Source organism: Ezakiella sp., assembly GCF_034180565.1.
Taxonomy (GTDB): domain Bacteria; phylum Bacillota; class Clostridia; order Tissierellales; family Peptoniphilaceae; genus Ezakiella.
The window spans coordinates 18,324-31,603 of record NZ_JAXFOB010000030.1 but is presented as its reverse complement, the minus strand read 5'-3'; the positions used below and the strand labels follow the sequence as shown (position 1 = coordinate 31,603).

The window sequence follows — 13,280 nt, the reverse complement described above, 5'->3', positions numbered from 1 at the left end:
TTTAGTATAGTTACACGAGGAGGCGAGCGTATGAAATTGGATTGGAAAACCTGCATTAAAGTAGGTATAAGCACAGTTTTGGTTTATTTATTTATTCACTATTGGGACAGTTTTGCAAAATTTGTAAAGTTGGCATTTGTTGCGGCGGCACCTCTAATAATCGGAAGTGCAATCGCTTATGTTTTGAATATACTTATGCGTTTTTACGAATCTCATTATTTCCCAAAATCAGACAAAAAAGCAGTTCGGAAAAGCAGACGAGGCGTTTGTTTATTTCTCTCTTTTCTGACACTCGTGCTTATAATTTTCATACTTGTCCGTTTAGTTGTTCCGCAACTTGTTGCTAGTGTAACGGTTATGGTAAACGGTGCGCCGAAAACAATAAAATCAATCATAAACAAAGTCGAAGACTCAAAATGGATAAATTCAGAATGGCTTGAGCCGGTAAAAAATATCGATTGGAAATCCAAAATTTCGGATTTGACATCAAAGATTACATCCGGATTCGGCGATGCTATGGGCGTTGCTGTAAACGTTGTGGGAACTGTTTTTTCAAGCATTGTTACAGTTGTTCTTTCAATAATATTTGCGATTTATCTATTGGTTGACAAGGAAAAAATCGGAAGACAATTTGACAGAGTTATGAGAAGATATATGAGCACAAAGTTTTACGAAAGAACGAAATATGTGCTTTCCGTTCTCGATGATTCTTTCTCGAGTTTCATCTCGGGACAATGTATAGATGCGATTCTAGTTGGAATTATGTGTACAATCGGAATGCTCATTTTGCGACTTCCATATGCGACAATGATCGGTGCAATAGTTGCATTTACTGCGCTTATACCGGTTGCGGGCTCGTATATAGGTGCGATAATGGGTGCGTTTATGATTCTCACAGTTTCGCCGATAAAATCTCTTATATTTTTGATATTTATTATTGTGCTTCAACAAGCCGACGGTAATATTGTCTACCCGAAAATCGTCGGCTCTTCAATAGGACTTCCGGGTATTTGGGTACTCGCAGCCGTAACTGTCGGCGGAGGTCTTATGGGTGTGCTTGGAATGCTTATCGCAGTTCCTATAGCTGCAACTTTATACAAGATTTTAAGAGCGGATGTGAACGGGAAACTTCATGAAAATATAAAGAGTGCGCAAAAGGAAAACTAAGGAGTTAATATGAAAGCAAAATTTTGGGGAAGACTGAGAATATTTTTGTTCATCGGATATATTATTGGAGCTGCAATTGTTGCAGATCAAGTGAAAAATTCAACGACGTTGACCCTCTTACTCATTTTGCTCGGGCTGTCTTTTCTTATACCGGATTTAATTTTCTGGAGATGTCCGAATTGCAATAGATATTTAGGGAACCGCGTTCCGTTTTATAGGGAACATTTTTACTGCCCGTTTTGCGGCGAAGAAATAGAAGATGAATGACAAATAAAAAGAACGAAATGCATTTAAACATTCGTTCTTTTTTATTATGCCAGATTTATAATTTTATCGAATTCTTTAAGTTCGTCGTCGGAGCGAGGGTGCGTGATGTAGATGACCGTCAAATCAGTTTCCAAGAGAAAATCTTCGATAGAGTCCTTTGTCTCCTTGTCGAGACTCGATGTACCTTCGTCGAGCACAAGCACATTTTTGTCTCTTAGAAGTTCGCGCAAAATTACAAGGCGCTGTCTTTGCCCGCCGGAAATATTTTGCCCGTTGTTTGAAAGCACGGTTTCAATTCCGTCGCTTTGCGAATTGATAAATGCGCGAAGGTCGAGCTTGTCGATTAAGTGCTCCATTTTATCCATCGGTGGATTTTTCAAACCGAGAGTGACGTTTTCAACTATCGAGGTGTTAAAAAGATACGGGTCCTGACTTATGACGCCGATGTTGTCGTATATGCTCCTGTAGTCGACGTCTTCGATATTGACACCGTTTAAAAGAATTGCTCCGGATTTTGGCTCGAGTTCCTTTAAAATACTTTTTATTATCGTGGTCTTTCCGGAACCTGACTTTCCTGTGATTGCAACTTTTTCGCCCTTTCCGATCGAGAAAGAGAGGTCCTTTATAACATCGTGGTCTCCATAGGAAATCGAAATATTTTCAAAGTCTATATTCTTTATATCTTCGAGCTTTTCTCCGGATTTATCTGCGAATATAGGGAACAACTTTTCAAAAATCGGATTTACGGAATTTATTGTGCCAAACCCATTTAATAGGGAAGACACACCGCCGTAAATGGTCTGTGAGAAATTGAAGAGCCCGACAATTGCGCCGACTGAAATATATCCTAGATACACGAGAACAAGACTTGCCAAAACATAAATAAATTGGCTGAAAATACTTGCAAATGAGATAAAACTTTCATAGAGCGACATGTGAACATAATATTCATAGATGTCCGCTTCGAATTTTTCGGAAATATCTCCGATTTTTTCTTTGAAATCTTTTTCGAGATTATTTCTTTTAAATATGCCGAATCCATTTAGGATGTCCGTCAAAAACGAGAGAAAAGTTTCACGTGAATTGCTGTAGAAAGCACTTGTATTCTCGATTTTAGGAGAAAGAAGTTTCGGAGTTATCATAGAAAGCGCCATTGTGAGCGGAAAAATAAGAATATAGCTCCAATGGACAAGCGCAGCTCCGACAAGCGAGAATATAATTGAAACGGCGGCACGAACTATTTGAATATATGCGCCGACCCCGTTGTTTCTTATGTAGCTTGTGTCGGTTGAAAGCTGACTGACATATGAGCCGCTCGAGCTGAAATCGGATACACCGGTTGCATTTATTATTGCAAATGCGGAGTCGTTTCTAATATCGTTTATAACATTTTGCGATAGTTTGTAGCCCGAAAGGGAAGTGAATCTCTTTACAATTACAAGTGCGAGCATTGAGACGAGCGAGTAGACAAGCGTTGTGAGAAACGCACGTTTGTCCTGTGCAATGGCTTCGTTTGTAAGATTTATGTTGAAAAATGTGTTTATAAGCCAAATAAGGTTTTCAACAATTACGAGTGCGAGAAATGTAAAATTCTTTCCGGGATACTTTTTTAAGTACGATTTAAGTGTTTTGTTTATCATGTTCTCCTCCTTAATATGAATTTAATTGTATAAATCGCTATAATATTATTATAACATATTTACAAATATATTCTATCATATATATATATATATATCAACGAAATAAAAATTTATTTTTAACAAATTTAGTCGTATAAAAATATCAAAACTAATCTAAATTAAAATTTCACAAAAAAATACCCCGGACACGCCGGGGCGATTTTAGTTTTTCTTGTCGAGTTGCAGTTGATAGAGTCTGTAGTAGTAACCACGTTTTTCCATAAGTTCTTCGTGGTTTCCGACTTCAACAATCTCGCCTTTATTCATTACATAAATTCTATCCATATCGCTTATTGTAGAAAGTCTGTGCGCAATTGCGATTGTGGTTCTGTCTTTCATAAGTTCCTTTAGACCTTCTTGAATAAGGATTTCCGTTTCCGTGTCGATTGATGCGGTCGCTTCGTCCAATATCAAAATTTCAGGGTCTCTAAGAATTGTTCTTGCAAAAGATAGTAGCTGTCTTTGACCTGTAGAAAGTGTGCTTCCGCGTTCTTGAACAGGTGTGTCGTAGCCTTCACTCAAATTTCTTACAAAGTCGTCTGCGCGCACGCGTTTTGATGCGGCTTCGATGGCTTCGTCGTCAAATTTTTCTCCGAGTGTGATATTGTATCTTATATCGCCCGAGAAAAGGAAAACGTCTTGAAGAACAAATCCGATTCTTCGTCTGAGGTCATCCGTGTCCATAGTTCTTATGTCCACTCCGTCGACAAAGATGTTTCCGGAGTCTATGTCATAAAATCTTGCAAGAACTGACATAATTGAACTCTTTCCGGCGCCTGTTGCACCGACAAATGCAATCGATTCCCCTTTCTTGACTTTGAAATTTATGCCTTTTAAAACTTCTTCGCCTGGAATATATGAAAATCTTACGTCGCGGAATTCAATCGAACCTTCTTCCGTGTCTATATTTTCTTTTGCATATTCAGGAAGCGGCTTTATTTTTGTGTCCGTTTCCAAAAGCTTTATAATCTTTTCAACGCTTGCAAATGCAAGTTGCATTATATTGTATCTTTCTGTGATTTCCATAATCGGCATGAAGAACTGTTTCAGATATGTTATGAAAAGAAAGAGTGTACCGAATTCGAAGTTTGATTTTATAACTTGACCGCCGCCGTAGTAGATTAAAAATGCTTCTCCGAGAGATCTTATGATTTCGATTGTAGGTCTAAAAAATGCGTGGTTTTTAACTTGTTTTAAAATTGTGTCGAGATAGTCCTTGTTCTTTTCATCAAACTTTTTTTCCATCTTCTTTTCTTTACCGAATATTCTTATGATGCTCATGCCGCTCAAATATTCGTTTAGAACTGTGTTTATTATTGAAAGTTTTGTTCTTGTGGCTCTGAAAATTCTAAATTGAATATTTCTAAAAACAACACTTATAGCAACGATTACAGGAATCATTGTAAAACACATAAGAGCAAGTTTGTAATCGAGTCTAAGCATAAGAACCATAATTCCTATGATAACTCCGAAGTCGGCTATAAAACTTATCAAAACGTTTGAATAGAATTCCGACAGTGTTTGCGTGTCGCTTATAACTCTTGTCATAAGTCGACCGACCGGCATATTGTTGAAGAATGTGTGATTTTGCTCAAGCACGTGGTTGAAAGTGAGTTTTCTTATATCGTAGATTATGCTTGCGCCGCTCTTTCCAAGTGTAAAGTTAAAAATCCATGTTGCAAGGAAGTTTGAAAATACTGCAATTAAATAATATAATCCGATTTTTGTTACAGCTGAAATGTCCCTTTGGCGGTAATCCTTGTATACATCATCATCGATGAGTTCAAGTTTTTCTTCGCCTTCCATAAGGTATCTTTCGCCGTCAATTGTGCTTATTGTGAAATTCTTTGCATTTTCAGGAATTTCTTTAAGCTCGGTTGTACGTTTAAAATACCTTCCTCCGACATTAAGCGCATCTTCGCCTGATTCCACTTCGATCATCGGAATGACGTCGCCCGAAATATAATCGTCGATTGCGATTTTTACGAGGTACGGGTTTAAAAGTGAGAGGAGTGTTGAGACAATGACGAAAAAGAGTGCCATCAAGAGCTGCTTTGTATATGGTTTTGCAAATTTTAACAGATATTTGAAGAGTTTCGATTTATCTTCTTTTACTTCAACTACTTTTTGCATCTAAAACCCTCCTTTTAATTCATCTTCAAGCAATTGATTTTGATACATTTTATTGTATTCTCCATCAAGCTCTACAAGTTCGTCATGTGTTCCTCTTTCTTTGATAAGACCGTCTTCGAGGAATATGATTTCATCACAAGCTTTAATAGTTGAAATTCTGTGCGCGATAATTACTTCCGTTGCATTGATTTTATCAAGCGCTTCCAAAATGCTCTTTTCAGTATTTGTGTCAACTGCCGAAAGTGAATCGTCAAGCACAAGCAAGCTCGGATTTTTTATAAGAGCACGTGCAATTGAAACACGTTGCTTTTGTCCGCCCGACAATGTGACCCCTCTTTCGCCGATGACTGTATCGAAGCCGTCTTTGAAATCAATGATATCTTTGTAGACGCCTGATTTTTTAGCAGCCTCATAAACTTCTTCAATATCATAGTCACGCTCAAATGAAAATGCGATATTTTCTTTTAAGCTTTCAGAGAAAAGGAAATTGTCTTGCGGTACATAGCCCGTTTTTTCAGACAAGTCATTTATCCTGATTCTTTCAATCGGTTGATTGTCGATTAAAATTTCGCCCTCATCAGGCAGATATTCTCTAAAAATGAGTTTTAAAATTGTGGACTTTGAACTTCCCGTCTTTCCGACAAGAGCAAGGCTCTTTCCGTTTTCAAGTTTAAAACTGATGTTTTTAAGCGCATAATTTTCTTCGCCCGGATATTTAAATGAAACATTTTTAAACTCAATCGACGTTTTGTCATCAGTCAAGCGAATCGGGTTTTCGACATCTTTGATTGTCGGTTTGTTTTTGAGCATGTCTTCGATTCTAAAAAGACCTGCGCTTCCTTGTTGGATTTGTCCGATAATAATGCCGAGACTTCTTGCAGGCCACATAATAATTCCTACATAAGTATATAGTGCGACAAAATCCCCAAGGGTAATAGTGCCGTCAATAACATATTTAGCCCCGAAAAATATGACAAGCATATAACTGATTCCTGCAAGGAGAATCATAAATGGGAAAAAGAATGTCTGTGTCTTTACAACATTTAAATCTTTGTTATAGTAGTTTTTGTTAGCTTCGTCGAAACGTTTTTTTGTTTCTTCTTCTTCAACAAAAGCTTTTATGACTGAAATGCCCGAAAAACTTTCAGTTGTAACGTCACTTAATTTCGCATAAGCTTCTTGTCTTTTTCTAAATATTCTATAGAATATTTTACCTGAAGCAATAACTATTGCAGCGGTTATAGGAATCGGAAAAAGAGTTGTTGCTGTTATTCTTACTCCGACCGTTCGAATCATCATGATAATTGTGAATATAAGCATGAATGAAGAGTCGACACTCATCATAATACCTTCACCGGTAAACATCCTGACCGAGTTTATATCGTTTGTAGCATATGCCATAAGATCTCCGATTTTGTGGTAGTTGTAAAACTCGTTATCCATACTTAGCCAATGGTTGAAGAGTTGTCTTCTTATGTCATACTCAATTCTTCTCGCACTTCCGAAAAGACACACGCGCCAAAAATATCTTCCGATACTCATTATGAGTCCCGCGCCAATTGTCAAAAGGGCGTAAGTAACAAGTTTGTCTTTTGTAAGAGTGCCGTTTTGATAGTCGTTTGCAAAATTTCTTAAGATTTGCGGCACATAAATCACGAGCGTGTCAATTACTATGAGCCACAAAACACCAATGATATATTTAGTCTTATATGGCTTCATATATCTTGATATCGACTTTAAAAATTTCATAATACCTCCTCATCATTTCGGTAACCGAAATATAATAATAAAAAAATATAATTCATTTAGAATTATTATACCACAAATTTTATAAAAAAACACACAAATGAACTAAAGAAATAAATAGATTAAAATAAAAACGACTTTACATTAATTTAGTGCCATATCTGTTTAAAAAAATACATATAGGGTAATAAATATATAGTTGGATTAAATAAACTCAATAGCAGTTGAATTTATTGATGCAAATATTATAACGGAGGTTTTATATATGAAAATTTTGGACATGATTGAAGCAAAAAGAAGAGAAGAAAAAAGAAAGAAACTTATCGAAGACGGCATGAAATGTTTAACAGGTCTTGCAACAGGTCTTGCAATCGGCGGAGCAGCAGGTATTTTGTTTGCACCTAAGAGCGGAGATGAAACCAGAGAAGACATTAAAAATTTCTACAACGAAAAGAAAGAACAAGCTGAAGAAATGGCATTAAACGCAAAAGAAAAAGTTCAAGATAAGGCACAAGGCATTTATGACAAGGGCAAAAAAGCTCTTGATGATGCAAAGGATAAGGCTGACGATATGAAATTGAAAGCACTTGACAAAGCTGAAGAGGCAATCGACAATACAAAGGAAGGTCTTGAAAAAGCTAAAAAAGAAGCTGATAAAGCAGCTGACAAAGCAGAAGAAAAAATAGAAAAAGCAAAGAAATAGGTGACGATTTATGACAACTTGGGAAATAATTAAATATATCCTGTTATATATCGTTATGGGTGCGGGAGTTTTTGCTCTCGTCGGACTTGGAATGTTTTTGGTAAATCTTGCAAAGACTGTGAAAAGTGCAAAGACAATTTTGGATGATAACAAACCTGCAATAGATCACTCGTTAAGTGTTCTCCCTGAAGTTGTGGAAAATGTTTCCGATATAACTTATAGTGTCGGGGAAATCGCCGAAAAGAGCAAACCTGAAATTGCGACTATATTATCCAATGTTTCAAGCGTTTCAAACGATATATCACATGTAACAGGAACAGCAAAAGATGCGACTGACAGTGTTGCTTATGGAATAAAACAAGTCGCAAGCGGACTTGAAGAAGTCGGAAATAAGACAAAAGAAACAGCCGAAAATGTTTCAAACCTCTTTCAAAGGGGAGTAAACGGTGTAAAATACAATTTCTTTGAAACAAAAAAGGATGTATTAAGTAGAATTATTTCAACTGTTGACTCAATCAAAAATTTGTTTTAAAAAAAGGACATGCCCACTAAGGCGTGTCCTTTTTATGTAAATATAAAAACCGGGGATAAGTATAACCCGGCTAAAAATTTATGAATCGTGAAAGACGCGATTTATTTTTTTCTATTTATTTCATCCATATATCCCAAAAAATCTTTTGCATCGTCATCCTTTCCTCCGTTTGAGCCGGAGTTATTCATGGTTGCAACAACGAGCACAAGGAGCAAGAATATTAAAACAACTCCCATAATATCGAACCTCCTTTTCAATGAATTTATACCCCGAAGTGGGGAAGTTAAATCTTATAAACCGCATTATCACTCATATAAGTGGGGAAGAGTTTAAAAAATTTGCATTCTTTAAAAAAATGATATATAATATTTTATGTTCACAAGAACGGAGGTAATATGCGAAAATTTTTAACTGTTCTCGCTTGCTTAGGTGTGCTCGTTACGACAGCCCTTGCAGAGGGAGAGCTAAAAACAGAAGTTAAGCCAAAAGTTTTTCACAACACAAATATATACAAGACAAATTTACACAAACCTAGCGGCTTGACTTCAGAGGAAATCAATCATATCCTTGATGGCACAAGCCTAAATGGTTATGGTAAGATATTTAGAGAGATGGAAGATAGGTATAATGCAAACGCTGTGTTTGCAATTTCAATTGCATCGATTGAAGGCGGAATCGAATCCGGAAGAGTTGACGGCAAAAACAATTATTTCGGGCTGATGTTTCGTGGAAAGAAAATATATTATAAAGATATAGCCGACAATATTATGGCATTTGGAGAGCTGATGAACAATTCGACCTTTATTAATAAAGAGTTTATGGCTTTTTCAAAATCATATTGTCCGCTGCACGATGCAAAGTGGAGAGATTTGGTTTTTGTTAAATTCTCGAGTTTTATGAATAAACTCAAGAATTTTGATGAAGAAGAAAAGTATGAAACGGTCGATTTAATTGACCCGGTAAGGTACAACGATTTAATATTAAGTTTGAAATTAGAGTCATCTGAATTGGCATGAGGTGAGTTATGAAAAAAATAATGGTTTTGTTATTTACTATTATTTTAATCCTTCAAGGATGCGATAAAAAGACAAATGAAAATATAAATGATGAAACCGAGTCTTCAAAACCTGAGAGCGAAGAAATGGTTGACACTTCAAAGGACAAGTACGGAAGAGAGTACGAAGATGGAAATATTGTCATAAGAAGCGATGAGCTTAGAGATATGACGATTGACTTTTTCACTTGGTTTTCCGTAGGCGACCCGAAAATGCTCGACTGTTTGTATCTCGACGAAGCGAAAAAGGAAGGTTTTAAAAATCTGCTTTCGACCGATGAGGGCAAAAGAATCGTTACTACAGTTGCAAATTCTGTGGATTTTTCGTCGGACGGCATTCCTGATGCTGTATTTTTAAAAGCGGAACTCGACAAGGACGGCAATTGTTTCAAAAATGAGATGCGCACGGGCATAACGCTTAACGGTCCGTGTTATTCAAATTTTATTAATGTTTTGAAGGCGAAAAATGACGAGCCTTTCACAGACTTTAAAGAGTTCAGCGACTATTTGGATCGTTTTGTAGAATTTTATCCTGCAAAAAATGTGGAAGTTGACGCGCTTGATTATTGTTATTATGAGGGAAAACCTCTTATCATGGGCGATAAGTTTCTTGAATATTTCGGGATTTTTAGAGATGTGAACGAATCTACAAAAACTCCGCTCGATTTGGTGAAAAACGGATTTTTAAAATCTGTAGAGCCCGATGCGGAAATGGAGGCAATTTTAAAACCGCTTTCAAAGTCCGAATATGTTAAAACATATGACTTATTAAAAGAAGCAAAGGTGAACAAAAATTGGGACTTCGACCCGAATCCGACTATGAAGGATTTATTCCAAAGGCCGGACGAGGTTAGGGCGAAGTTTCTGTCCGATATGAGAAAGCTTCCAAATCCTCTTATAAAGACTTATGAAGAGGACGGAAAGAAAAAGACACTTGTAATTTATTACTATGAAGATTTATTTGCTCCTGGAGCAACGGGTGTAATTATCGAAGATTTCTTTATAATGGACAGTATTGAAAATTTTTCCGGGGTTGTTTTTGAAAATATCGTTTCAAACACTCTGGCAAAACAGTAAAATAATAAACACAGAAATGAAGCCGTTCTTTTGAGAGCGGCTTTTGCTATTGAAAGGTTAATAATGATTTGATATAATTAAAGTTAGAGGTGAATTTTTTTGCATATAAGATTTATTTATAATCCTAAGAGCGGCAGAGAGAGGTCGCAGGAGAAGGTTTCAAATATTATAAAGTATCTTTTTGAAGACGGGCACGAGGTGAGTATGCGTTTTACGAAACAAGCTCACGATGCGACGGAATTTGCAATTGAGGCGGAAAAGGACAAAGTCGACAGGCTCGTTGTCGTTGGTGGAGACGGCACTGTAAATGAAGTTGTTTGCGGCCTTCAAAAGAGCGATTCGAAAATTCCCGTCATGATTATGCCGGGCGGCACGACTAACGATTTTGCCGTTTATATGGGTCTACAAAAAGATGATTGGGATACATATAAAACAATTGTGAGCGGCCGTATCGAAAGTGTTGATTGTGGAAAGGTTGCAGGAAAATATTTTATGAATGTTGGAGCATGCGGAATTTTGACTGACGTTGCGCACAATACTCCGGTCGGGCTTAAGTCCGCATTCGGAAGAGCGGCATATGTAATGAAAGCTCTGACCGAGCTTACACCTGAAAATTTAAAGCCGATAAAGATGAATATTGAATCGGAGGAAGTGTCGGGCGAGTATATTTCTTATATGGCGCTTGTCGCAAATTCAAAGTCGGTCGGCGGTTTTCAAAAGATGGCACCGCTTGCAAGTGTGAACGATGGACTCCTTGATGTTTTGGTGGTTCGCGAAATGCCAATCTCCGATTTGGTGACTGTCTTTATGAAAATAAAGGCGGGGGAACATGTAAAACATCCGAATGTTATGTATTTTAAAACAAAGAAGATAAGTTTTTCATCTCCGGAAGAAGAGGTTGAGCTTGATGTTGACGGTGAATTTTTCGGAACGCTCCCTGCAACTTTTGAAGTGGTTCACCAAGCGATTAATCTGTTGGTGTAGTTATGGATAAATTGATTGAAATAATTGAAAGAGATTTAAGAATGTCCGACTTTATTATACGAAAAAAAGGTCGTACAATTCTGAAGGATTATGATATTTCACCTGCACAATTCAGAACTTTACAAGTTATTATAAGTCACAACGATGAGATGAATCTGAGCGAGCTTTCGGAAAAAATGGATATGGCGTGCTCGACTGTGACAGAGTCCCTTAAAAGGATGGAGAAACTCGAACTTGTCAAACGCGAAAAAGATGAAAATGATGCAAGATATATAAAAATCAGCGCTCTTCCGAAAGGGCATGAAATAATAAATGAAGTAATAAAAATAAGGCGCGAATACCTTCAAAAAGTGCTCGGCGCCCTCACAAAAGAAGAACACGAAAGCCTTGCAAACAATCTTGAAAAACTTGTCAGTGAACTTCAAAAAACTAAATCTGATTTTATGTAGAATCCCTCAATCGAGGGATTTTTTATTTTTATTTATTTGTCCATCCTTATGACTTCTTCATCCGCCATAATGTCGTCGAGGAAGTTTTGGAATGTGTATTTCTTGTCTTCTTTTGTCGGATATTTTTTATTATAATCCTTTAAAAGACTGTCCACAGCAAAGGTTTCGGCAATGTCTTTTCGGTAGCTTTCGACATATTGCTCCATAGTCCATCCTGTCTTTTTCATAACCGCTTCCGCTTTTTTTGTTTCGTATTCGTCGGAGTCAATAGTTTCCTTGAGTTTTTGAAGCGCTGCATTTATGTCGTCTTCGCTTGGATATAGACCGTTTTTCTTAGCATATGAAATTGCACATGCTTTTTGAATCATATTTTCGAGAACCGCTTCTCTTTCTTTCTTTTCGGTTTCTTCGTCCGGCATTTTTTCCCTTCCGATATTTCGGGACTCGATAACAAAGTCAACGTCGGATTTTAAAACTTCTTCGTCGCCGACTGTCGCAAGCACGATTTTTTTGTCCGGATTTTCTTCGTTTTCTTTTTGAATCACTTTATATTTTTTTATGATTTCAAGAGCGCTGTTTTTAAAATCTTCTTCATTTTTCTTTTGCGAAGCTTCGTCTTGTTCTTTTTTTGAATCGATGGTCGTTTTTTTCTTTTTACAACCCGCAAAGCCAAAGGCAAGTGCGATTGCGATTAAGATTAATAAAATTCTGTTCTTCATACATATCTCCTTTTTGTAAATTATATAAATTATATCATATGCCGTATTTTTTGTAAATTAAAAAGGAATGAAGCGAGGCTCCATTCCATAATTAGTTTAGAAATAATTGTTTAAATTGTCTCCGAGACCTCCGAAGTCGGCGAAGCAGTACATCGTCGCAACGCGCAGGTCTTGTTCTCTCTTTATAATGTCGTAGATTCTTACAGGTTCTTTTGCATTTATCTTAAATATAAATTCGTTATTGTAGTTCATCTCTTCCTTTGCGTCCATCCAACTGAATGCAATAGTACCGCAAGCTCTGCAATAGCCTTCTCTGAAGCCGTCGCTTACTTTGAAAGTGACTTTCTTTAAGTGCGAGTTTAAAAGTCTGTCGAGTTCATAGTATGTGCTTATCGGTTCAAGGTCGAGTTTTTTTATCAGTCTCGTAATTGTCTTTTCAGCAGGATCGGTGTCGTAATAAATATTCATTAAGTTTGTGGAGTGAATGTAGTCGTTGTAAGACTCTTCATCTCCGACATAGTGGTCTGAAAACTTGTCTACAACTTCCATAACGTCCATGAATCCTTCTAAAAATTCTGGTTTTGCATTTTCCTTTTTCAAATCTTCCAAAGTTTCATCGAGAGTTTTCTTAATAACTGTAAATGTTATGTGAGGAAACATAAAAAGTCTTTCTTCCAATATTTTAATTTTTTCTTCGTTTGTTAAATCGGGTAAGTTTAAATTTCTCCTATTTTCCCAGCTTATACTCATAATTTCTCCTTTATATTAAA

Annotated in this window: 14 protein-coding genes; 8 read left to right on the top strand and 6 right to left on the bottom strand. The window is 36.8% G+C overall.

Features of this window, described 5'->3' with window-relative positions:
- Positions 1-30 precede the first annotated feature (30 nt).
- Both SPI61_RS06200 and SPI61_RS06195 read left to right on the top strand, forming a co-directional pair.
- Positions 31-1,167, top strand: a complete 1,137-nt coding sequence (locus SPI61_RS06200) for an AI-2E family transporter (RefSeq protein ID WP_321137255.1) — start codon at positions 31-33, stop codon at positions 1,165-1,167.
- A 9-nt stretch (positions 1,168-1,176) separates the two neighbouring features.
- Positions 1,177-1,434 (top strand): hypothetical protein, encoded by a 258-nt coding sequence (locus tag SPI61_RS06195; RefSeq protein ID WP_321137254.1) that lies wholly within the window; start codon positions 1,177-1,179, stop codon positions 1,432-1,434.
- Between the two features lie 44 nt (positions 1,435-1,478).
- On the opposite strand, the gene SPI61_RS06190 is transcribed toward SPI61_RS06195, so the two are convergent.
- The 3 genes from SPI61_RS06190 to SPI61_RS06180 form a co-directional block, all read right to left on the bottom strand.
- Complete coding sequence (locus SPI61_RS06190) at positions 1,479-3,074, bottom strand: ABC transporter ATP-binding protein (RefSeq protein WP_321137253.1); 1,596 nt, start codon at positions 3,072-3,074, stop codon at positions 1,479-1,481.
- 201 nt (positions 3,075-3,275) lie between these two features.
- Positions 3,276-5,246 carry an ABC transporter ATP-binding protein gene (locus SPI61_RS06185; protein WP_321137252.1) on the bottom strand — a complete coding sequence of 657 codons (1,971 nt, stop codon included), beginning with the start codon at positions 5,244-5,246 and terminating at the stop codon, positions 3,276-3,278.
- Positions 5,247-6,995: an ABC transporter ATP-binding protein gene (locus SPI61_RS06180; protein WP_321137251.1), complete on the bottom strand. Its 1,749-nt coding sequence runs from the start codon at positions 6,993-6,995 to the stop codon at positions 5,247-5,249.
- Between the two features lie 262 nt (positions 6,996-7,257).
- On the opposite strand from SPI61_RS06180, the gene SPI61_RS06175 reads away from it, so the two are divergent.
- Positions 7,258-7,695 carry a YtxH domain-containing protein gene (locus SPI61_RS06175; RefSeq protein ID WP_321137250.1) on the top strand — a complete coding sequence of 146 codons (438 nt, stop codon included), beginning with the start codon at positions 7,258-7,260 and terminating at the stop codon, positions 7,693-7,695.
- Between the two features lie 10 nt (positions 7,696-7,705).
- Positions 7,706-8,227, top strand: a complete 522-nt coding sequence (locus SPI61_RS06170) for a hypothetical protein (protein ID WP_321137249.1) — start codon at positions 7,706-7,708, stop codon at positions 8,225-8,227.
- A 101-nt stretch (positions 8,228-8,328) separates the two neighbouring features.
- On the opposite strand, the gene SPI61_RS06165 is transcribed toward SPI61_RS06170, so the two are convergent.
- Entirely contained in the window at positions 8,329-8,463 is a 135-nt protein-coding gene (locus tag SPI61_RS06165) for a hypothetical protein (RefSeq protein ID WP_321137248.1), read from the bottom strand.
- Positions 8,464-8,622: 159 nt separating this feature from the next.
- On the opposite strand from SPI61_RS06165, the gene SPI61_RS06160 reads away from it, so the two are divergent.
- The 4 genes from SPI61_RS06160 to SPI61_RS06145 all read left to right on the top strand — a co-directional run bounded on the left by SPI61_RS06160 (position 8,623) and on the right by SPI61_RS06145 (position 11,791).
- Positions 8,623-9,243, top strand: a complete 621-nt coding sequence (locus SPI61_RS06160; RefSeq protein ID WP_321137247.1) for a hypothetical protein — start codon at positions 8,623-8,625, stop codon at positions 9,241-9,243.
- A gap of 8 nt (positions 9,244-9,251) precedes the next feature.
- Positions 9,252-10,358 carry a hypothetical protein gene (locus SPI61_RS06155; protein WP_321137246.1) on the top strand — a complete coding sequence of 369 codons (1,107 nt, stop codon included), beginning with the start codon at positions 9,252-9,254 and terminating at the stop codon, positions 10,356-10,358.
- 99 nt (positions 10,359-10,457) lie between these two features.
- On the top strand, positions 10,458-11,342 hold the full coding sequence (locus SPI61_RS06150; protein ID WP_321137245.1) for a diacylglycerol kinase family protein: 885 nt from the start codon (positions 10,458-10,460) through the stop codon (positions 11,340-11,342).
- Between the two features lie 2 nt (positions 11,343-11,344).
- Complete coding sequence (locus SPI61_RS06145) at positions 11,345-11,791, top strand: MarR family transcriptional regulator (protein WP_321137244.1); 447 nt, start codon at positions 11,345-11,347, stop codon at positions 11,789-11,791.
- A 32-nt stretch (positions 11,792-11,823) separates the two neighbouring features.
- Here the strand turns inward: SPI61_RS06145 and SPI61_RS06140 are convergent, their stop codons facing one another.
- The gene (locus SPI61_RS06140) at positions 11,824-12,510 is read right to left on the bottom strand and encodes a SurA N-terminal domain-containing protein (RefSeq protein ID WP_321137243.1); all 687 of its coding nucleotides are present in this window, start codon (positions 12,508-12,510) and stop codon (positions 11,824-11,826) included.
- Between the two features lie 96 nt (positions 12,511-12,606).
- Complete coding sequence (locus SPI61_RS06135) at positions 12,607-13,260, bottom strand: hypothetical protein (RefSeq protein ID WP_321137242.1); 654 nt, start codon at positions 13,258-13,260, stop codon at positions 12,607-12,609.
- Positions 13,261-13,280: the final 20 nt, after the last annotated feature.

Excerpts from the sequence above, each read along its gene's own strand:
- SPI61_RS06200 (WP_321137255.1), top strand. The coding sequence starts at position 31 with ATGAAATTGGATTGGAAAACCTGCATTAAAGTAGGTATAAGCACAGTT.
- SPI61_RS06195 (WP_321137254.1), top strand. The coding sequence starts at position 1,177 with ATGAAAGCAAAATTTTGGGGAAGACTGAGAATATTTTTGTTCATCGGA.
- SPI61_RS06190 (WP_321137253.1), bottom strand. The coding sequence starts at position 3,074 with ATGATAAACAAAACACTTAAATCGTACTTAAAAAAGTATCCCGGAAAG.
- SPI61_RS06185 (WP_321137252.1), bottom strand. The coding sequence starts at position 5,246 with ATGCAAAAAGTAGTTGAAGTAAAAGAAGATAAATCGAAACTCTTCAAA.
- SPI61_RS06180 (WP_321137251.1), bottom strand. The coding sequence starts at position 6,995 with ATGAAATTTTTAAAGTCGATATCAAGATATATGAAGCCATATAAGACT.
- SPI61_RS06175 (WP_321137250.1), top strand. The coding sequence starts at position 7,258 with ATGAAAATTTTGGACATGATTGAAGCAAAAAGAAGAGAAGAAAAAAGA.
- SPI61_RS06170 (WP_321137249.1), top strand. The coding sequence starts at position 7,706 with ATGACAACTTGGGAAATAATTAAATATATCCTGTTATATATCGTTATG.
- SPI61_RS06165 (WP_321137248.1), bottom strand. The coding sequence starts at position 8,463 with ATGGGAGTTGTTTTAATATTCTTGCTCCTTGTGCTCGTTGTTGCAACC.
- SPI61_RS06160 (WP_321137247.1), top strand. The coding sequence starts at position 8,623 with ATGCGAAAATTTTTAACTGTTCTCGCTTGCTTAGGTGTGCTCGTTACG.
- SPI61_RS06155 (WP_321137246.1), top strand. The coding sequence starts at position 9,252 with ATGAAAAAAATAATGGTTTTGTTATTTACTATTATTTTAATCCTTCAA.
- SPI61_RS06145 (WP_321137244.1), top strand. The coding sequence starts at position 11,345 with ATGGATAAATTGATTGAAATAATTGAAAGAGATTTAAGAATGTCCGAC.
- SPI61_RS06140 (WP_321137243.1), bottom strand. The coding sequence starts at position 12,510 with ATGAAGAACAGAATTTTATTAATCTTAATCGCAATCGCACTTGCCTTT.
- SPI61_RS06135 (WP_321137242.1), bottom strand. The coding sequence starts at position 13,260 with ATGAGTATAAGCTGGGAAAATAGGAGAAATTTAAACTTACCCGATTTA.